Raw genomic sequence first — 21,092 nt, 5'->3', positions numbered from 1 at the left:
GAAGCATCGCAGGATGTTTCTTTTCATGCTCATTTGTTAGACCGTTGTCTAATGATAAATTAGAAACATATTGAACTATAGGGAGGTCGATGCTATACTTTCCTAAACTAAATAGGAGGTGCTGGCACAATGTCTAACGCTAGATGGAAGAGATCATTGTTTTCCTTTTTTGCTCTTCTGCTTTTTCCCTTTCAATCGTTGACTTATGCAAGCGACGTGAGATTATCTGACTCCAAAAGTCTTGTCCTCACAGCGGAACTGAGCAAGCCCGATCTTGATCTTTCTCATTTGGCTGAGCAAGCAGCCAAGATAGAGGGAATGCTCGACCCGAATGAGCAAGTTAAAGTTATTGTCAAGCTGAAGCAGAAGTCGCTGATCGACCAGTACTCCCTGTCAAGCACAGAGCTGTCGCCATCGCAATACATCCAGAGCGATGCAGCGCAGCGAGAGAAGGACTTGATGGCGAACGAGCAGAAAATAGTGAAGAGCGCGATTGCCAGCAAAATCGCCGGCGCCTCGTTCGTCGACTCTGTCCAGTACACAGTCGCTCTGAACGGCTTCTCCGTTGAATTGCCTCGCAAGTCAATTGAAAACGTGATGCGGATCGAAGGCGTGAGTTCCGTTTTTGAGGTGGCCACTTATGCGCTGCCCGACACGACCGCCTACGTCTCTCCGTCCCTGCAGGATGCCTACAGTTCAGGCATGATCGGCGCTGATCTGGTCCATTCCACCGGCTATACGGGAAAGAACACTGTTGTCGCTATTCTCGACAGCGGGCTGGACACAGAGCATGAAGCCTTCAAAACAATGCCCGATGCTTCGTCGCTGAAGTATTCGAGAGACAAGATTGCCGAGCTCATCAGCGGCAAGGTTCTGCAAGCCTCGAAGCTGGCTGACATTGGCGGCAACAAGACCTATGTCAGCGACAAAGTTCCATTCGCATTCGACTATGCGAACAAGGATACGAATGTTCGCGGCGGGATGGATCACGGCACTCACGTGGCCGGCATTATCGCCGGAAACAATACGGCCAGCCAGACTGACCCCAGCAAGGCTTTCAAGGGAGTCGCTCCAGATGCCCAGCTGATGATGATGAAGGTATTCTCGGATGGGAACGGCTCTACCTCGGATGACATCATCCTCGAAGGCCTTGAGGATGCCATCGCCCTCGGAGCCGACACCATCAATATGAGCCTTGGCGCAGCGGCAGGCTTCCGCTCGACCGGCGATCAGGATATGGACGATGTTTACTCCAGTGTCATCGCTGCCGGCATCAATTTGGACATCGCTGCCGGCAATGACAGCTCGTCTTCGGTCTCCAACACGACCGGCCTCAATCTGAATACGGCCGATAATCCGGACACCGCAATCGTCGGCAGTCCATCCACAGTCCGTTCCGCTCTGTCCGTAGCAAGCTCGGAAAACGTCATGTTCTCGTCCAAATATATGGTTGTCGGCGTAACTGACGCCACATACGGGACTGAAGGCGAAGCGAGCGTCACCTTGGCAACCTACATCGGCGGCGTGAAGATTCCCTATGCCGATGTCGTGAATGCCAATACGAATGCTCAGCTCCCAATTACGAATACGTTCAACGACAAGAAGCTGGACTATGTCGTCTTGGATAAGTTTGGATTCATGGAAGACTATCAGGGCGTGGATGTAAAGGGAAAAGCTGTGGTCATCAATCGGGGTGGCGGCAAGGAGCTTACCTTTGAGCAAAAGGCCGTGAACGCGAAAGCAGCCGGAGCCGTTGCTGTCATTGTCGTGAATAATGAACCCGGAGCGATCGTTACTCCTGCTGTAATGAACAGCAATATCATCCCCCTTGTCGGGGTAGCGCAGAACGCCGGGGAAGTTCTGGCGAATGCAAATCCCATGACGATATACCTCTCCAAAACCAATGAATCCATCATCGAGAACCCAGGCGGTGGATTGATCTCATCCTTCTCGTCGATCGGTCCGTCTCCCGATCTGAAGATCAAGCCGGAGATCACCGCTCCAGGAGGAAATATCTATTCCAGCATGAATGGCAACAAATATCAGCTTATGAGCGGCACGTCCATGGCAACGCCGCATCTGGCCGGCGTATCGGCGTTGATCCGCCAATATTTAAACGAGAATCCGCAGTTCAGCGACCTCAGCTCCGAGGGAAAGGCGAAGCTGATCACCAATCTTGAGATGAGCACGGCGTCTCCAATCAAGAATGCTTCCGGTGACTATTATCCGGTCCGACAGCAAGGTGCCGGACTGGTCAATGTCTTCAAGGCAGTCCATTCTCCCGCTTATCTAACCGTCGACGGGGAGCGCCCCAAGGCAGAGGTAGGCGAGAGCGAGAACGGGATTTATTCGATTCATTTCACGGTGAACAATACGTCGGATCGTACGGTGACCTACGCCGTATATTCAACTGCGCTGACCGGCAAGGTGAAAAGTGGCATCTACCTCGATACGGCTCCGAGAACGCTTCGGACCGAGGAGATCGTCGTCAGCGGCGACCAGGCGGTCACCGTTCCGCCGCATGGCAAGAAGGACGTATCCCTAACGCTTGCGCTATCCGATACTGTCAAACAAGAGCTTCAGCAGCAATTCAAAAATGGCATCTATGTGGAAGGCTTCGTCCAGCTAGAGAGCCAGGAAGAGCAGGGAATCAACCTCTCGTTGCCGTTTCTTGGCTATTACGGCGACTGGGATCAGCCGGCGATCTTTGACCTTCCCCCGTATGCCGGAATGCCGATGTCTCCTGCCTACACCGCTCTGATCAATCAAGACATCTATGGTCTGGTAGGACGGCTGCTGGGCGAGAACCAGGCGGCTACTCCCAAAACGTTTACGGACAAGCTTGCCTTCTCCACGGTTCTAGCCGATGGCGGCCGATTATCCTCTCGGATCAGCCTGCTTCGAAATGCGGAGAACATGAACTTCTCCGTAACCAGTGAGGACGGGAAGACCGAATACTGGCACGAAGAATATGGATCTGCCCGCAAAACCTATTTTTACGCCAACGGCGGCAGCTTCACGACGACCTCTCCCAAGAACGCTTGGGATGGGAAAGACAAAAACGGCAAGCCGGTTCCGGAAAATACGAAGCTGAATTACACCATTAAGGCTACGATAGCGGGCGGTACTACGATCCAGAAGCTGGTCCTTCCCTTCACGATCGACAACACTGCCCCCTCGATCACAAGCGCGACGACCTACGCCGAAAACGGCAAGACCTATCTGGAATTGAATGTTGCCGATAATCAGAATATCAAGTATCTCATGTTCACCGACACCTCGGGACATATTTACGCTCTCGACAATTACATTCCGGAGCAAGACGGGTCAGACATCACGGTGAGGGTGGACATCAGCAACCTAGCCGAATACATGCAGGGCAAAGGCTACAATCCTGGAAAAATCGCTATTTATACGTACGATTATGCTTCCAATTACAGTATTGATTATGTTGAATTCGGTCCGCAAACCATTGTCATGGACCCGGCGCAGAGCGTGAAAGCGGGTGCCGCCGTCAAGCTTCACGCCACGGTAAAGCCAGATAAATTCAGCAACAATCCGGTCTTCTGGTCCGTGGATGACGAAGCAGTCGGAACGATCGGCCAGGACGGAACATTTTCCGCCAAGTCGAAGGGGATCGCTGTCGTTACCGCTATGACCGGCACTGGCCTCAAAGCGACAACAAAGCTGTATGTCGATACCGAGCTGCCGGATGGGACAGGAATGACAGAGACGGATGAAAATTTAACCCCGCCCAACTATATCAACGACAGCCAGCACGGCAATTTGTCCGTAGCGGGCAACCATGCCCAGATTGTCGCCAATCTGAACGAGGTGTTTCGAGCTGACGGCCTTGATTATCGGGTAACCGGCCATCACGAGGTGCAGCTGATCGCAGATCAGACGGTAGACCCTACATCCTTTGTGGCTCGTTATCCCGACAAAAAGGGAGAAATCATCCTGCCGAAAGCCATCGAGCATGGCGGGGAGGAATACAGCCTTACCTCCATCGGATACCGCGCTTTCTACTTTGCCTCGAATGTAGAACGTGTCATCGTTCCCGACGGAGTCAAGATCATCGGGGAACAAGCCTTCAACTCTGCCTTCAAGCTGACCAAGGTCATTCTTCCCGATTCCGTAGAGCGAATCGATGACGAGGCTTTCTCCTGGCTGGGCAACGCAGAGATCAACATTCCAAAGAATGTAAAATTCATCGGCCGCTATGCCTTCGCCGGCAATCAGAAGCTGACGGAAGTCATCCTCAATCCTGGTTTTCAGGAGCTCGGCTATAGCGCGCTTGGGATGACTTCGGTGACCAAGGTGCATCTGCCTGACGGAGTCAAGGGCATTGGAGAAAATGCTTTTATCAACACGTCCAAGTTGAGCGAAATCCGGTTGCCCGGAGACCTCAAGCGAATTCCGAGGGCAGCTTTCTACGGCTCCGGAATTACGAGCATTGAGCTGCCGCAAGGGCTTGAAGCTATCGGACCCAGCGCCTTCCAATTATCCAAGCTGACCTCCGTGACCATTCCGTCTACGGTTACCCGAATTGAAGCTTTTGCTTATTCGGATCTCAATGCGAAACTGGCGGATGTCATCGTTCCCGATTCCGTGCAGGTGATGGGGGAGAAAGCCTTCAGGGGACTGACCTCCAATTCGATTCTGGTTGGAGCCAACGCCTTGCGGATTGACCGGGATGCCTTCATCGGCGCGAAGACGAATGTGATCGCCGCCAATAAAACGGTGGCACGGCAAATACGCCGTAGCAACTATTCGGCTTCCATTACCGTCGGCGGTTCCGAATTCGCTGATTATGTTCCGGGACTGTTCCTGGCGGATGGCATCCTCTACCGCCCGACCAGCGACACGACGGCCGAGGTCCAAGCGCTTGACAACAAGACGGTATCGGAGCTGTTCATTCCAGAGCAAGCAACCGACAGCGGAAACAATTTGACGTATACCGTAACCTCTATCGCGGCATTTCTGACCAAGGGCGTTCCGACTTTGACCAAGATCGTGCTTCCGGATACGATTGAAATCATCGGGGAGCGCGCCTTTGATCAGAATCTGTACCTGAAGAGCTTCAACTATCCGAAAAAGCTGAAAGAAGTGGGCTTCCAGGCGCTCGGTTATTCCGGCCAGCAAGAGCCCGGCTATAATGGGGGCGTCGATCTGGAAATTCCCCAATCCATCGAATGGGCTGACGACAGCGCCTTTGCCGGCATCAAAGAAACGGAAATTACGGTTCCTGCCGGTCCGACCTTCGTGAATGAGTATCAGTTCGCCGCTATGAACAACCTGAAGAAAATCGTCATGGGGAACTCGATTACGGCGATCAACCGCGGCGGCTTCTCGGGAGCAAAAGCATTGACTTCGGTCGACCTGCCCGATTCATTGGTCTACATTGGGGATGAGGCCTTCTCCAACAGCGGCTTGACCTCCGTCGCCATCCCGAATTCCGTTCGCTATTTAGGCTCTAGGGCTTTCAATCAAGTCAAGGAAGCTAGACTCGGCGGCTCGGTCGATGCGTTCGGATGGAGAACCTTCTCCAACGATGCGCAGCTCTCCGTCGTCCTGAACTCGCAACGGGAAGACCTTGTCAAGTTCAATACACTGGAGCGGCTCCCGGCTCTGAAATGGGACGGAAGCACGACCATTCCGACTCTGGACAGCTCCATCGTACCGGCAGAAGCAGTGGCGACCATCACGACCGATCGCTCGACGAGAGCTGAGCTTAATCCGAACCACGCTCAGGTTTCCACCTCGATCTATGGCAAGCTGATCGTAGACGGCAGCCTGATCATTCCAGAAGATGAAGTGTTATTCTTGTCCGGCGAACTGGTCGTAAATGGAAAAGTCACGGGTAAAGGAACGATCCGGTATGCCGAAGGGGCAACCTTCGACAAATCCAGAATCGACCCTACGGTTACTGTGATCTCAGATGAGGATGCCAATAATCCTCATATTCCGACGCCGACGCCATCGCCGACACCGTCATCAACACCGTCATCAACACCGACACCGTCATCAACACCGACGCCGTCACCGGCTCCGTCCGATCCGGGCATTCCGACGGCCTCGCCGGCTCCAAGCGTGCAACCGTCTCCGGTTATTTCGAATACAGAACACACAATCAGAAGCACCGAAACCGTTCAGGACGGCATGATGATGGTCACCGTCACGGACGCCGATTTGACGGCAGCCATTGCTTCCGCTGGAAATTCCGCTGGATCCTTGGTTATCTCGACCAACAAGGAGCAGGCCAAGCTTGTAATGACAGGCCGGCAAGTCGAACTGCTCTCAGCCTTGCCGAAGAAGAGCATGGTTGTCTTCAGCGCTGGCGGATCGTCCGTTGCTCTGCCGCTGTCTCTGATGAGCCTCGCTCCCTCCAATTCCAGTCTGGAATTGAAAATCAAGCCGGCTGCTGATTCCAGCGCTTTCGTCACTGCTTTAGGAAATGGCACACTGATCGGCCAACCCGTTTCATTTGAGGCCGACTGGACAACTGCAGCCGGTCGCAAGCCCGTAGACATCCCGAACCATCTATTCATCACCCGAACCTTCACTGTACCCGGCAGCTTCGAGCTTGACGAGGCGGGAGTGCTGTATGAAGAAGACGGTGCCGTCTCTCCCGTAGCTTCCATCTTGAGCAAGCAAGCGGACGGCACGACGAAGGTGACCGTCAGCCGCCCTGGCTTCTCGGTGTACGCCTTGGCGACTCGTACCGTGAACTTTACTGATCTCGACGACTCCGCCGCCGCTCGCGTGATCGAGGCTTTGGCCGGCAAGTGGATCATCAACGGTACATCAGCGACGACTTATTCGCCCGATGCCAGCCTGAGCCGCGCCGAATTCACCGCCTTGCTCGTCCGGGCACTCGGTCTGAAGTCAACAGCGCTCGCTGCTTTCACCGATGTAAAAAAAGGCGACTGGTTTGCTGCCGACGTAGCGGCGGCCAGCGAAGCGGGGTTGATCCAAGGCATCGGCAAGGGGAAATTCGCGCCAAATGACAAAGTCTCCCGTCAGGATCTGGCTGTTATCCTGGAGCGGGCATTGAAGCTTGCCGGCATCGAGTTGACGACCGATCAAACGGTCGCTTACACAGACCTGGCACATGCGGCCGCTTATGCCAGAGAAAGCATCCAGAAGCTTACGGACGCGGGCGTCTTGAACGGTTACTTGCTTTCGGGCAAGACCTATTATCAGCCCAACGCCCCGGCTGACCGTGAATTCGCCGCCGTAGCCCTGTACCAATGGCTCCTTAAGGCTAAGCTGATGAACGGATCAGATTTGAGCTAGTTTGAAATACCAATAGATTAGAAACTTAAGTTTAAAACCACATGCGAGAACACTCCTTGTGGTTTTTTTTATTATTTGTAGAATGAAAAGTTCGAACTTGACGACACCTGAAAAGACAGCGTATAGTCAAAACCAAGATATCCACTAGGGGCGCCCGCGAGGGCTGAGATAAAGCGAAGCTTTGGTCCCTTTGAACCTGATCTGGGTCATGCCAGCGTAGGAAAGTGGTCGAATCGCGCAACGTTTGTATCGGTCTGCGTCCATTCGCCGCTTCCTGTCCGGGAGGCGGCTTTTTTGCGCCTCGCCAAGCGGATGGGAAGGAGGCGACGACGTTCGGATAAGAAGGGGAAAGGCAAAAGAGACAAGGGCGGCACGGTCGGCATGCTACGCCGGCTGCCTTGCGTCGAAGGCGGGGGAAGCACTCCCATCCGGACTGCCCTTGAACCCTTCTCCCGAAGCCCGCCCCAACCTGGAGGCGGTCGCAGACCGAGCCAAGCCCCCTCTGTCCCGGCTCGCCACGAGCCGTCACGGAACGAAGCGCGAGCACGACTTTCTTTGCTCTCTAGCCTCCTAGCGGATATTCCACAACCGCGAGGAGGTTTTTTTCATATGCCCATCCTGACGAAGCCGCTGCCGGGGAGCCGCAAGGCCTACATCGACGGAAAGACGCCGGGCGTGCGCGTGCCGGTGCGCGAGATCCCGCTGACGGACAGCGACATGCGCGGACAGCAGGTGCACAACGAGCCGGTGCGCGTGTACGACTCCAGCGGTCCGTATACGGACGAAAGCTATGTCGCGGACATCCGGCGCGGCTTGCCCGCCTTGCGAGAGCGTTGGATCGCGGAGCGAGCCGACACGGAAGCCTACGACGGCCGCGAGGTGCGTCCGGAGGACAATGGCTTCCTCGATGCGGAAAAGGCGGCGGCCAAAGGCGCGGAGCTGTTCCCGCCGACCGGCCGCCAGCCGCTGCGGGCGAAGCCCGGCCGCAACGTGACGCAGCTGCATTACGCGCGGCGCGGCATCGTGACGCCGGAGATGGAGTTCATCGCCCTCCGCGAGGGCATGGAGCCGGAGTTCGTGCGCAGCGAGGTGGCCGCCGGCCGCGCGATCATCCCCGCCAACATCAACCACCCGGAGATCGAGCCGATGATCATCGGGCGGCATTTTCATGTGAAGATCAACGCCAACATCGGCAACTCCGCCGTCGCCTCCTCGATCGAGGAGGAGGTCGAGAAGATGACGTGGGCGACGCGCTGGGGCGCGGACACGATCATGGACCTGTCCACCGGCAAGAACATCCATACGACCCGCGAATGGATCGTGCGCAACTCGCCCGTCCCGGTCGGCACGGTGCCGATCTATCAGGCGCTGGAGAAGGTGAACGGCAAGGCCGAGGACCTCAGCTGGGAGGTGTTCCGCGATACGCTCATCGAGCAGGCCGAGCAGGGCGTCGACTACTTCACGATCCATGCGGGCGTGCTGCTGCGCTATGTGCCGCTGACGGCGAAGCGCGTGACGGGCATCGTCAGCCGCGGCGGCTCGATCCTGGCGGCGTGGTGCCTCGCGCATCATCGGGAGAACTTCCTGTACACGCACTTCGAGGAGATCTGCGAGATCATGAAGGCGTACGATGTCAGCTTCTCGCTCGGCGACGGGCTTCGTCCCGGCTCGATCGCCGACGCCAACGACGAGGCGCAGTTCGCGGAGCTGGACACGCTCGGCGAGCTGACCAAGATCGCCTGGAAGCATGACGTGCAGGTGATGATCGAAGGCCCCGGCCATGTGCCGATGCACCTCATCAAGGAGAACATGGACCGCCAGCTCGCGGTGTGCGATGAGGCGCCTTTTTACACCCTTGGTCCGCTGACGACGGACATCGCGCCGGGCTACGACCATATCACGAGCGCGATCGGGGCGGCGATGATCGGCTGGTTCGGGACGGCGATGCTGTGCTACGTGACGCCGAAGGAGCATCTGGGCCTGCCGAACAAGGAGGATGTGAAGGAGGGCGTCATCACCTACAAGATCGCTGCCCATGCGGCCGATCTGGCCAAGGGCCATCCGCGCGCGAGGCTGCGCGACGACGCGCTGTCCAAGGCGCGCTTCGAGTTCCGCTGGCGCGACCAGTTCCATCTGTCGCTCGATCCCGAGCGGGCGATGAGCTATCACGACGAGACGCTGCCCGCCGAGGGCGCGAAGACGGCGCATTTCTGCTCGATGTGCGGACCGAAGTTCTGCAGCATGCGCATCACGCAGGACATCCGCGACTACGCGGAGCGCGAGGGGCTGGAGACGGCGGAGGCGATCGAGGCGGGCATGAAGGAGCAGGCGGACGCCTTCAAGGCGGGCGGCGGCAAGCTCTATGCGTGAGGATAGGCGGACGGAGGGAGAGGCGGTTGCGGGCGGGGCCGGACGGATGGAGGAAGGAGCGGTCTTAGGCGAGGTCGGTCGGACGGAGGGAGAGTTGGTCGCAGGCGGGGCCGGACGGATGGAGCCAGGAGCGAGAGCAGGGATGGCTGGCGGGATGGAAAAGGTCGGTCGGACGGAGGAAGGAGCGGTCGCAGGGCTGAGCGCGGAGCGGCGCGAGCGCTTCTCGCGGCAGATGCGGTTCGCGCCGATCGGCGAAAAAGGCCAGCTGGCGCTATTCCGCTCCCGCGTGCTGATCGCCGGCGTCGGCTCGCTCGGCTGCGCGCTGGCACAGCATATGGCGCGGGCGGGCGTCGGCTCGATCGTGCTCGCCGACCGCGACTATGTCGAGTGGAGCAATCTGCAGCGGCAGATGCTGTTCGACGAGGAGGATGCGCGGCAGTGCCTGCCCAAGGCGGTCGCGGCGGTGGAAAAGCTGCGTCGCGTCGACAGCGGTCTTGCGGCGGAGGCGGTCGTCGCCGACTTGACGGCGCCGGGCGTGCTGGAGAAGGCGGCTGCCGGCTGCGATCTCGTGCTCGACGGCACGGACAACGCCGAGGTGCGGCTGCGGCTGAGCGACTGGTGCTTCGCGCATGGCGTGCCGCTGCTCTACGGCGGAGTCGCCGGAGCCTCCGGCATGAGCGCGCCGCTCGTGCCCGGCGCGACCTGCTGCCTGCGCTGCCTGATCGGCGGCGAGGAGGAGCAGGAGAGCGGCGAGACATGCGATACGGTCGGCATGCTGTCGCCGGCGGTGGAGCTGGTCGCGGCGCTGCAGGCGGCGGAGGCGCTCAAGTGGCTGAGCGGCAGCCGCGGCGAGCTGCGGCGCACGCTCGCGACGGCGAGCGTCTGGCCGCTGTCGCTGCGCGAGCTGAAGCTGCCGGGGCCGACCCGGACCTGTCCGGCATGCGGCGAAGCGGGGCAGGCGCAGAGAGGCGGCAGCGGCGCGGGAGAGCTTTCGCGGAGCGGCTCGAGGAAGGCAGAAGCAGCGAGAGAAGCGCGAGGGCCGGCTGTGGAGGCGTCATTTGCACGGAGCGAGCCGCAAGCTGCGGCACCGGTCGACGCTGCGTTCAAGCCGCGGAAGACGGCTGCGCTGTCGGCCGTCCTGTGCGGGCGGGACACGGTGCAGGTGGAGCTGAGCGAGCCGCAGCCGCTGGACGTTTATCGCCGTCAGCTCGAGGCGGCGGGCTGCGCGGTCATGCGCAATCCGTACCTGCTGCGGGCCGAGCTGCCGGACGAGGGGGCGCGGCTTGTTGTTTTTCCGGATGGCAGGGTGCTCGTGCAAGGAGCGGGAGATCCCGACGAGGCATTGAGAGTATGCGAGCGCTATCTGCCCGTCAGCTGAAGGCAGCGAGCGAACGAGGAGCAAAAACGGACCTGGATCGGAGCGTGGCGGAGAGAGGCCGAAAAGGCGCAGGACGCGCGCTGCCGCAGGTTCAGGAAGGGAGTCGGAAGGATGAAAAAGCTGGATTTCGGCCTTTATGTCATCACGGGGGAGAACTATCATCCCGGGCGCACGCTGGAGGAGGTCATGCGCGAGGCGCTTCATGGCGGAGCGGACATCGTGCAGCTGAGGCACAAGACGGCGAAGAAGGACGAGCTGCTGGAAAAAGCCCGGCTGCTGCGCCGGCTGACCCGCGAGTACGGCGTGCCGTTCATCGTCAACGATGATCCGGAGCTGGCGCTGGAGGCGGAGGCCGACGGCGTCCATCTCGGTCAGGAGGACGGAGGCTGGCGCGAGGCGCGGGAGCGGCTCGGCCCGGACGCGATCATCGGCATCAGCACGCACAGCCTCGAGCAGGCGCTGGCGGCGGAAGACGCGGGCGCCGACTATATCGGCGTCGGTCCGGTCTTTCCGACCGAGACGAAGCCGGGGCGTCCCGCGGTGACGCTGGAGTACGTCCGCCAAGCGTCGCGCCATGTGCGCATCCCGTGGGTCGCGATCGGCGGCATCGGGCCGCATAACGCGCAGCAGGTGCTGGGTGCCGGAGCGACGCGCCTCTGCGCCGTGTCCGCGATCGTCGGCAGCGCGTCGCCCGCCCAGGCATGCCGCGAGCTCAAGGCGATGATCGCGGCGGCGCGGGGGAGGCGGAACGGGCAGGCTTACGAAGCGGGGAGGGAGCTGGCTGCGGCTCGAGCGGCGGGCGAGACGAATGGTTGGGCTGCCGCGGCGGTCGACATCGTGCTGAACGGCGGTCCGCATCGGACGGCGGCCGGCACGCTGGAGCGGCTCGTGGAGGAGCGCGGCCTGAGCGGCCGCCGCATCGTCGCCGAGGCGGACGGTCAGATCGTGCCGCGCGAGGAGTGGAGCCGCTGCCGGCTGCGGCGCGGCATGGCGGTCGAGCTGGTGCATTTTGTAGGAGGGGGCTGAGCGGATGCGATTTGAATTGAACGCTGCGGATGCGGCGAAGACAGGCAGCGGAAGCGGCGGGCTTGCAGGAGGCACAGGAAATGGGACGGACGTCTGGACGATCGGCGGCAAGACGCTGCGGTCGCGGTTTTTCCTCGGCACGGGCCGGTTCCCGAGCCCGGCGGTCATGCTGCAGGCGCTGCGGGCGAGCGGAGCGGAGGTGGTGACGTTCGCCGTGCGCCGGGTCAACCTCGAGGAGGTGGCCGACGACTCGATCCTGCAGCATCTGGAAGAAGGCGCGCTGACGTATCTGCCCAACACTTCCGGAGCGGGCAACGCGGACGAGGCGGTGCGCATCGCGCGGCTGGCCCGCGCGGCCGGGCTCGGCAATTGGATCAAGGTGGAGATCAGCGCCGACGCGCGCACGCTGCTGCCGGACCCGATCGAGACGCTGCGCGCGACGGAGCGGCTCGCGGCGGAGGGCTTCACGGTGCTGCCGTACACGTCGGACGACCCGATCCTGTGCCGCCGGCTGGCGGAAGCCGGCGCGGCGGCGGTCATGCCGGGCGGAGCGCCGATCGGCACCGGCCTCGGCATCCTGAATCCGTATCTGCTCGGCCTCATCGCGGAGCAGTCGCCGGTGCCGGTCATCGTCGACGCCGGGCTCGGCTCCGCCAAGGACGCCGTGCTCGCGATGGAGCTCGGCGCCTCCGGCGTGCTCGCCAACACGCCGGTCGCCAAAGCCTGCGATCCGGTCGCGATGGCCGAAGCGATGGCGCTGGCGATCCGCGCGGGACGCCTCGCCCGGCTGGCCGGCCGGATTCCGGAGCTGCCGTACGCTTCGGCGAGCAGCGCCGAGGCGGGCAAGCTGTTCACGTTCCGGGACGGAACGGACGCGGGCCAGGCGGCGGCCGCTGCGGGAACGGCCGGGGCAAGCCGCGCCGGGGCCGACGGCGGCGACGCCGCTGCGGCTCCGGCTCCGGCTGAGCTCTCGACAGAAGCCGCTGCGATCCCGTTGGGAATGGCGGGCGGGACAAGCATGGCCAGCGCCCGTTCCGCGACAAAGGAGGCCGGCCGATGAAGGAGCGCGTGCTCATCCTCGGCGGCGGCATCATCGGGCTCGCCTGCGCGTTCGAGGCGGCGAGGGACGGCTCGCGCGAGGTGACGGTCGTGGAGCGCGGCGGCTTCGGCGGCCAGGCGACGGGCGCGGCGGCGGGCATGCTGGCTCCGTTCTCCGAGAACGTCGAGCAGCCGGATGCGTTTTTCGAGCTGTGCCTGGACAGCCTGCGCCGCTACCCGGAGTGGGTGGAGCGCATCGAGGAGCGGAGCGGGATGGAAGCGGGGCTGCGCCGCACGGGCAGTCTCGGGGTGGCGCTGCATGAAGCGGATCTGCTGCCGCTGCAGTCGCGGCTGCGCTGGCAGCGCGCCGCCGGCAGCGGAGCGGAGCTGCTGACGGCGGCGCAAGCGGCGCGGCTGGAGCCGCGGCTCGCCGCCTGCGCGGGAGGCATCTATACGCCGGCGGAGGCGCATGTGGACGCGCCGCTGCTCGCCGCGGCGCTGGAGCAGGCGTGCCGCAGCGTCGGCGTCCGGCTCAGAGCCGGCCAGGGCGGGCTGGCCTCGCTGGAGCTGCGGCCCGGCGACGCCCCGGAACGTCCGGTCGCCTTGACGACGGAGCGCGGCGAACGCTTCGAGGGTGATCGGCTCGTGCTGTGCGCCGGCGCCTGGAGCGGGGAGTTCGAGCGGCTGTTCGGCCTGCCGGAGACGATCCACCCGATCCGCGGCCAGATCTGCGCGTACGGCGTGCCGGACGGCGAGGTGCGCCATATGGTGTTCACGAGCCAAGCCTACTGGGTCGGCAAGTCGGGCGGCAGGCTCGTCTGCGGCGCGTCGGAGGACGTGGCCGGCTTCTGCACGGACGTCACGGACCGAGGCATCGGCCGGCTGGAGCGCTGGAGCGCTCGGGCTTTTCCGATGCTGGGGGGCATGCGGCCGAGCCTGCGCTGGGCCGGGCTGCGGCCCGCGACCCGCGACGGCCGTCCGCTCATCGGCCGGCTGAGCGGCTATCCGCAGGTGCTGTTCGCGGCGGGGCATTACCGCAACGGCATCCTGCTCGCGCCGGCGACGGCCGCCGCCGTGCTCGGCTTGCTGGAGGGAGACGAGCTTGCGGCGAGCGCGGCGTTCCATCCGGAGCGCTTCCGGCGCGGATTTTCGGCGCACCCGTCCGGAGCCTTCGCTCCGAGCGCCGGCGCGGGGACGTCTGCGCCGAGCCGGGCGGAAGCGGCAGGGCGCGGGGACGACGCGGGCAGGACGGCCGCCGCCCCCGGCGGGCCAAGGAGGGGACGCGCATGAGGCGATTCAAGAAAACGCTGACGATCGCAGGCTCCGACTCCGGCGGCGGGGCGGGCATCCAGGCGGATCTGAAGACGTTCCAGGAGCTCGGAACGTTCGGCATGAGCGTGCTGACGGCGGCGACGGCGCAAAACTCGGTCGGCGTGCAGGGCGTCTACCCGCTCCCGGCGGAGGCGGTCGCGCGGCAGCTCGACTCGGTGCTGGACGACATCGGAGCGGATGCGGTGAAGACGGGCATGCTGTTCTCCGCCGACATCATCGGCATCGTCGCCGGCAAGCTGGAGCGCTGCGGTGCGGGACCGATCGTCGTCGATCCGGTCATGATCTCGAAGCACGGCTCGCGCCTGCTGGAGGAAAAGGCGGCCGAGGCGCTGCGGACCCGGCTGCTGCCGCTGGCGGAGGTCATGACGCCCAATCTGCCGGAAGCGTGCGCGCTGCTCGGCTGGGACGAGAGCGAGCTCGCGACCGAGGCCGCGATGGAAGCGGCCGCACGGGAGCTGCTGCGCTTCGGCAGCCGCCATGTGCTGCTGAAAGGCGGGCATCTGCCCGGCAGCGCGGAGGCGGTCGACCTGCTGCTGTCCGCCGATCGGCCGGACCGGCCGGAGCGGTTCGCCGCCGCGCGCGTGCCGACGCCTCACACGCATGGCACCGGCTGCACGACCGCCTCGGCGATCGCGGCGCTGCTGGCGCTCGGCCATGAGCTGCCGGAGGCGGCGCGCCGCGCCAAGGCGTTCACGCTGAAGGCGATCCAGGCGGCAGGGCCGACCGGAGCCGGCACGGGCTCGCTCTGGCATGCCGCCTGGCGGTCGGAGCCGCTGGCGGAGGCGGGCGCTGCCGGGACGGCGGGGCGTTCGCTGCCGCAGGCATAAGCATGATTTTTTCGGACGCGGCCGCGGACGGGAGCGATCTCAATCGGCGGGCGGAGCGGAAGCGTGTCCAGATCGGGGAACTTTTTCCAGTCTGCTGCGTCTAATCGAGCATCACGGTCACAGGCCGGTCGGGGAGGTCGCATACGGATGCGAAGCGAGCGCAAAGCGCCGAGGAAGAGGAAAAAGGGAATGCGGCTCGTCGCGCTTGCCGCTGTCGCCGCTGCCGCAGGAGCCTGGCTCTACGGGTACGGCATCATGCCGATCTGGCAAGGCGGGATGGCCGCGATCGCAAGCGACAAGGAGCGCTACTCGCTCGACATCTCGACGCTGCCCGGCGAATATTCCATGGAGCTCGATCTGACGGATCTGTCCGCCAACGTCGGCCGCGACCTGTACCGCCACGGCGACCAGCGGATCTGGCTGTCGCATCTGGAGCTGAACAGCGGCCTCCTGATGGCCTGCTTCCGCTCGGACGGCACGATCTCTTGGAGCGGAGCGACGCTGGCGAGCGGCCTCCGCCATGCTCGAAGCGACAGCGGCTTCGGGTATACGCTGGAGGCGAGGATGGACGTTCAAGCCGCGGGAAGCGTCTACGAGGCTTCCGGTACCGGCATGTCGGGCATCAATTATCGCAAAGGCGACATGTTCTGCTATTTTCTTTTCCCCGACAAGGCGGCGGAGGAGGCGGCGAAAAAAGAGGGCAAGGCGCTGCTGGTCGTGGAAGGGCTGCAGCTGCATCGCTGGAGCGCCGGTAGAAGGCGATGCGGCGGGGAGAGCTTGAACGGTCGCGGCCGCCCGGACGGATCGGAACGGATAAGATGGAGAGCGGTCAGGAGGATGCGGCTCGGCCTAGGGCCGGGAGCATCCTTTTTGCGCATTCCTTATTGCGCATGCCGCGGCAGCAAGCCGCAGTCATCCCCCGGCAGGGCAGGCGCATAGAGTATAAGAGCAGAAGAATGGCCAACGGTGCCGATGAAGGAGCATGGACATGAAAACGAATGGGAAACCGGGCAAGGCGAGCCGGCCTTTCGTGCCGGGCGGCGCGCCCTCAGCCAAAGGAAAGGCCGCGACGGACAGCCGTCCGCGGCCGAGACGAGTCTCGCGTCCGATGTATCAGGTCGATCATCCGGACTATTCCGAATTGGAAGGATTGGGAGAATCGCCGTCCGTCGACAGCCCGCATCAGGACACGGACGGACGCAGGCCGGGAGGCATCCGCCGGGTCAAGCTGCACGGCTTCGCCGCTGTGGCGAGTCCGTTGGAGGGAGGGCTCGAGGCGGAGGAGTTTGGCGCTCGCGAAGACGAAAGCGAAGGTGAAGGCGAAGGCGAGCCGCAGCGCCGGAGTCGGGCGGCTTTCGAAAGAGCGGGCGAGGGGGACGGGGAGCTCGCTCGCCCGTCCGCAGAGAGCGAGCCGGACTTCCACGCGTCCAGCCGGTCGGCGGCGGAATGGGCGCGGCTGGAGGAGGTCCGCTTCAGCCCGGCGCTGAAGATCCGCACCTCGCCGACGGTGCGGCTGCTGCCGCAGGCGATGCCAGGCGGCGGGACGCCGGAAGCGGGAGCGGATGTCCGCTCCGCGCCGCCTGCGGCAGCCGCCGCGCAAGGCGGGCCCGGAGTTTCGCAGGCGGGCGCGGAGCTTGCGCAAGGTCCGGTTGCGGACGGCAGCGAGCTGCAGTTCGGCACGGTCGCCTTCGACTTCAAGGAACGCAGCCGCCTCGACCTCATCCTGCCGCTGCAGCAGCCGTTCCGGGACACGGGCTACTCTCTCGCCTGCTCGCTCGACGTGCCGTTCTGCCATGCCGTCGTGCGCGCGAAGCTGGGCGCGGAGGCGGTCGTGACGCTCATCCGCACGCAGGAGGAAGGCAACTCGCGCGGCCGGCTGGACTGGATCGCCGCCGGCCGCAGGGAGTAAGGCCCGAAAGCGCGCACCCCGCCGGGCAGGGCCGAGCCGAGCTGCGGCGGGAACGCGGCTTCGTTCAGGCGCAAGTGCAGGATGAACCGAAAGAAGGACAGCTCCATCGTCATGACGGCGATGGAGCTGTCCTTTTTCCTATGCGCGCACGCAGAAGCAAGCCGAATCGCCAGCTGCCGGCCCCATGCGGCGCGCGTCCCGGCAAGGCAGCTGTCCAACCTGTACAAATGCCGTTTCCCCTGGCCGGCGACTCTCATAAGCTGGCTATTAGAGAGGTGAGAAAAGTGAGAGAGTCGCAGCCGAGCCGCCAGGGCGAAAAGCCATCCGAGGCAAAAGCGGCGCCGCGCAAAAAGCGCCGCGCGCCGGGCGCGAGCGTCTCCGGCGTTCGGAGAGGAGCCCGCGCGAAGCCTGCGGGGCCGAGGGCCGGCAAAGGCGCAGCGCCCGATCGAATTGCGAGAATGGACGAAAGTCCGGCCCATCCGCGGACCGAATCCGACGAGAGGCTGGGCGGCGCGAGAGAAGCGGACGAGGCAATGCCGTCCGAATCGAGGGCCGGAAACCGCCGGCAGGCCGAGGCCGATCCGCCGCCGCGATGGCGGCCATCCGGCGAGGACGCTCCGTCTCCGCTTCTGCCGCCGGGTCCGCTGGAGGAGGATGCGGCTCCTGCCGTATCGGTCATCATCCCGGTCATGAACGAACGCCGGACGATCGCCGCGGTGCTTGCCCAAGCGAAGCGGGTCCATCCGCGCACGGAGCTGATCGTCGTCTCCAACGGCACGAGGGACGGCTCCGACCGGATCGCGGCCCGCATGGGAGCGAAGGTGCTGCGCTGCGCCCGCGCGCTCGGACATGACGTAGGGCGCAGCGTAGGAGCTCGCGCCGCCCGAGGAGAGGCGCTGCTTTTCCTCGACGGGGATATCGTGCTGCCCGCCGCCAAGCTGCGTCCGTTCGTGCAGGCGGTACTGAGCGGAGGAGCCGATGTGGCGCTGAACGACTATTCGGGACCGACCGGCCGCAGCCGCGTCCATCCGGTCGTGCTCGCCAAGCATGCGCTGAACTCGATGGCAGGACGGAGCGACCTGCGGGGGACGTCCCTCACCGCGGTCCCTCATGCGATGTCCCGCGCGGCTGCGGAGCGCATCGGCGTGGAGGCGCTGGCGGTGCCGCCGCTGGCTCAGGTCAAGGCGCTGGCCGCAGGACTCGCCGTCCGGCGGATCGTGCATGTCGACGTCGGCCGCCGCAACCGCAGCCGGTTGAAGCGCGAGCGCACGAATCCGCTGCATCGCCTCATCACGGGCGATCATCTGGAGGCGGCGGCATGGCTGGCCGAGGCGCAGGCCAAGGCGCTGGAGTCCGGTTCCGAGACGAGGGAAGGGAGCGGCTTGTCATGACGAAAAAGCAAGCTTCTGCCGGAAGGCGCGGCGCTGCCAGCCGAGTCGGCCGATCCGGCCGACCCGTCCGGCGGCACGCGCGGCGCAGCCCGCGCTCCAAGCGAGCGCCGGCCTCGGGCAGCCGCCGGCATCGCTCCCTGGCCGCTGCCCGGAGGGCGGCAGCCCGTCGAGGCGGGGCGGCCCGATCGCGGTCCGCCCGCGCTGCCCGGCTGCAGCCGGCGGCCGCCGGCCACGGCTGGAGCTTCCCGCCGGAAGCGGCCGCGGTGCTCTGCTCCGCCCGCGCGGAGTCGCTGGAGGCGGCTGCGGCCTGGATGGAGAAGCTGGGCTGCCGCAAGCTCGTGCTCGTGCGCTGCGGACCCGGCTCCGCCGAGCCGGAAGCGCCAGCCGGCGCTGCCGAGCTCGCCGCAGAGGCGTCCGCCGCCGACGATGCCGGGCTGGAGGCGGCGCAGCGCATCCGGCTGCGGCATCCGCATGGCGGCGCGGCCGCCTGGGCCGCCGGCGCGGCAGCCGCGCGGCAGCTGCAGCCGCGGGCCTTGCTCGTCGCGGACGCCGATGAGGCGCTGCAGCCGGCGAGCCGCATGATGCTGCAGGCCGTCCTGCGCGCCGCGCCGGAGCGGCCGGCGGCGGCGCTCGCGGAGGATGGCGGCTGCAGGCGGCCTTTCTCGAAGTGGAGCCCGCAGACGCGGCTCAACGCCTTTTTGCACTGGTCGCTCGGAGGCGAGCGGCGGACGGCGATGTCGCTGGAGCGGACGCCGTTCGCGCTCAACGGCGCGGCGCTCCGCCGCCTCGAAGACGGGGCGCTGCTGGCGCAGCCGCCGCGCGCGCTGGCCGCGCTGCTGGCCGGCGGCGGATCGGCGCTGCCCGTCCGCGTCCGTCCGAGCCGGGTGGCGTCCGAGCCGATCCGTCCGCTCGCTTATGCCGACGCGATCCGTTTGGCCGGAGCGCCGCCCCGCTTCCGCTATCCCGACCATAGCCGCGACCGCGCTGCGGCCGCCGGGCATGGAGAGGCCGGCATGAACCCGTAATCCACGAAGGAGTGAAGCTGAAGTGAAAGCCATTTTGCTGGCCGGTGGGACCGGTACCCGTCTCCGTCCGCTGACCGGGCTGATGAACAAGCATATGCTGCCCGTCTACCAATATCCGATGATCCACTACGCGATCCACACGCTGGCAGAGGCGGGCGCGGACGAAATCCTGCTCGTCACGGGACGGCAGTCCGCGGGACTGTTCATCGACTATCTCGGCAGCGGCGAAGCGTTCGGAGCGCGCCTCACCTACCTGATCCAGGAGCAGGCCGGCGGCATTGCCCAAGCGCTTGATTTGGCGAAGCCTTTCATCGCTCCTCAGGAGAAGTTCCTCATGCTGCTCGGCGACAATCTGGTGGAGGACTCGCTGAAGCCTTACGTCGAAGCCTACCGCGGCCAGGAGCCGGGCACGGCGATGGTGCTGCTCAAGGAGGTGCCGGACCCGCATCGGTACGGCGTGCCGGTGTTCGACAGCGAGGGAGGCATCGCCGCGATCGAGGAAAAGCCGGCCAACCCGGCGACGAGCTACAGCGTCACCGGCATCTACCTGTACGACGGCAGCGTCTTCGACATCGTCGCCGTCACGCAGCCTTCGGGACGCGGCGAGCTGGAGATCACCGACGTCAACAACGCCTACGCCAGGCAAGGCAAGCTTCGCTACGAGGTGCTGCCGGGCTGGTGGACCGATGCGGGCACGTTCGACTCGCTGCACGAGGCGGCGGGCTGGATGAAGGACCGCATGGCCGCTGCCGGGGCGGGCCGGGCTGCAGGCGGAGCGGATGCGGCAGGCGGGTCGGCCGGGACAGACGAGGCAGGCGCGGCGGATGAGTCGGGCGAGGCAGCTGAGCCGGGCGAGGCGGATGAGGCAGGCGCTGGGAAAAGCGTCCCGGTCGAAGCCGTCCCGCCGGATGACGCGCCAACTCCCGCAGCGACGGAAGAATCGGCTGCGGCGATGGATGCTTCGCCCGCAGACGACGATTCCGCTTCGCAGGGCTGACCGCAAGCGCCCGAGGCGCGAAACGGAAGCTGCAGCCCGAAGAAATCGGGTAGCAGCTGCCGCGTAGCGCAGAACAGAAGCTGCAGCCCGAAGAAATCGGGTAGCAGGCGCCGCGTGGCGCGAAGCAGAAGCTGCAGCCCGAAGAAATCGGGTAGCAGGCGCCGCGTGGCGCGAAGCAGAAGCTGCAGCCCGAAGAAATCGGGTAGCAGGCGCCGCGGAGAGTTAAGTCCATATAATTGTGTAAAATGCTCCTGACCATAAAAAGGAAAGCCATGGTAGGACTCTCGGTTAGAATGGAAGTTGTCGAGACCAACATTCCAAGGAGAGTGCCTACACATGACTCAATACCAGATTACCGTAGATCAAGACATTTTGCACCAGCTGTTTATCGGAACCGATCGGGACGCGGGAGTGGCCCGCTTGTTGGAGACGGTGCTGAATCAGGTGCTGACAGCCCAGGCGACGGATCAGCTGGCGGCGCAGACGTACGAGCGCACCAG

The 21,092-nt window shown here is 64.0% G+C and carries 11 protein-coding genes, 2 pseudogenes and 1 riboswitch; all 13 genes and pseudogenes read left to right on the top strand.

Annotated elements, in window-relative coordinates:
* The first annotated feature begins 129 nt into the window (after positions 1–129).
* Positions 130–7,299 (top strand): leucine-rich repeat protein, encoded by a 7,170-nt coding sequence (locus H582_RS0108085; protein ID WP_084136868.1) that lies wholly within the window; start codon positions 130–132, stop codon positions 7,297–7,299.
* A 136-nt stretch (positions 7,300–7,435) separates the two neighbouring features.
* Positions 7,436–7,539: riboswitch (TPP riboswitch) on the top strand.
* A gap of 369 nt (positions 7,540–7,908) precedes the next feature.
* Positions 7,909–9,669 (top strand): phosphomethylpyrimidine synthase ThiC, encoded by a 1,761-nt coding sequence (gene thiC, locus H582_RS0108080; protein WP_028598132.1) that lies wholly within the window; start codon positions 7,909–7,911, stop codon positions 9,667–9,669.
* A gap of 154 nt (positions 9,670–9,823) precedes the next feature.
* Positions 9,824–11,047 carry a ThiF family adenylyltransferase gene (locus H582_RS32785; protein ID WP_240478971.1) on the top strand — a complete coding sequence of 408 codons (1,224 nt, stop codon included), beginning with the start codon at positions 9,824–9,826 and terminating at the stop codon, positions 11,045–11,047.
* A gap of 111 nt (positions 11,048–11,158) precedes the next feature.
* A complete protein-coding gene (gene thiE / locus H582_RS0108070) occupies positions 11,159–12,073 on the top strand; it encodes a thiamine phosphate synthase (RefSeq protein WP_028598130.1) in 915 nt (304 codons plus the stop codon).
* 100 nt (positions 12,074–12,173) lie between these two features.
* Positions 12,174–12,905: pseudogene (locus H582_RS26615) on the top strand (thiazole synthase); the annotation flags it as partial.
* Positions 12,906–13,129: 224 nt separating this feature from the next.
* Positions 13,130–14,401 carry a glycine oxidase ThiO gene (gene thiO / locus H582_RS26610; RefSeq protein WP_084136862.1) on the top strand — a complete coding sequence of 424 codons (1,272 nt, stop codon included), beginning with the start codon at positions 13,130–13,132 and terminating at the stop codon, positions 14,399–14,401.
* Positions 14,398–15,270 carry a bifunctional hydroxymethylpyrimidine kinase/phosphomethylpyrimidine kinase gene (thiD, locus tag H582_RS0108055; RefSeq protein WP_028598129.1) on the top strand — a complete coding sequence of 291 codons (873 nt, stop codon included), beginning with the start codon at positions 14,398–14,400 and terminating at the stop codon, positions 15,268–15,270. The genes thiO and thiD overlap by 4 nt, the downstream gene beginning before the upstream one ends.
* Positions 15,271–15,459: 189 nt before the next feature.
* The gene (locus H582_RS0108050) at positions 15,460–16,209 is read left to right on the top strand and encodes a hypothetical protein (RefSeq protein ID WP_028598128.1); all 750 of its coding nucleotides are present in this window, start codon (positions 15,460–15,462) and stop codon (positions 16,207–16,209) included.
* A 49-nt stretch (positions 16,210–16,258) separates the two neighbouring features.
* Positions 16,259–17,179: a WIAG-tail domain gene (locus H582_RS0108045; RefSeq protein WP_028598127.1), complete on the top strand. Its 921-nt coding sequence runs from the start codon at positions 16,259–16,261 to the stop codon at positions 17,177–17,179.
* A gap of 458 nt (positions 17,180–17,637) precedes the next feature.
* On the top strand, positions 17,638–18,570 hold the full coding sequence (locus H582_RS26605) for a glycosyltransferase family 2 protein (RefSeq protein ID WP_240478969.1): 933 nt from the start codon (positions 17,638–17,640) through the stop codon (positions 18,568–18,570).
* A complete protein-coding gene (locus H582_RS0108035) occupies positions 18,567–19,595 on the top strand; it encodes a hypothetical protein (RefSeq protein ID WP_028598126.1) in 1,029 nt (342 codons plus the stop codon). The genes H582_RS26605 and H582_RS0108035 overlap by 4 nt, the downstream gene beginning before the upstream one ends.
* Before the next feature lie 22 nt (positions 19,596–19,617).
* On the top strand, positions 19,618–20,592 hold the full coding sequence (locus tag H582_RS26600; RefSeq protein WP_176587467.1) for a sugar phosphate nucleotidyltransferase: 975 nt from the start codon (positions 19,618–19,620) through the stop codon (positions 20,590–20,592).
* A gap of 336 nt (positions 20,593–20,928) precedes the next feature.
* Positions 20,929–21,092: pseudogene (locus H582_RS32780) on the top strand (IS256 family transposase); the annotation flags it as partial.

The organism is Paenibacillus pasadenensis DSM 19293 (assembly GCF_000422485.1).
GTDB classification, from domain to species: Bacteria; Bacillota; Bacilli; order Paenibacillales; family Paenibacillaceae; genus Paenibacillus_O; species Paenibacillus_O pasadenensis.
Note: the sequence above shows the minus strand (reverse complement) of the source record. Positions and strands in the feature narration are given on the sequence as shown.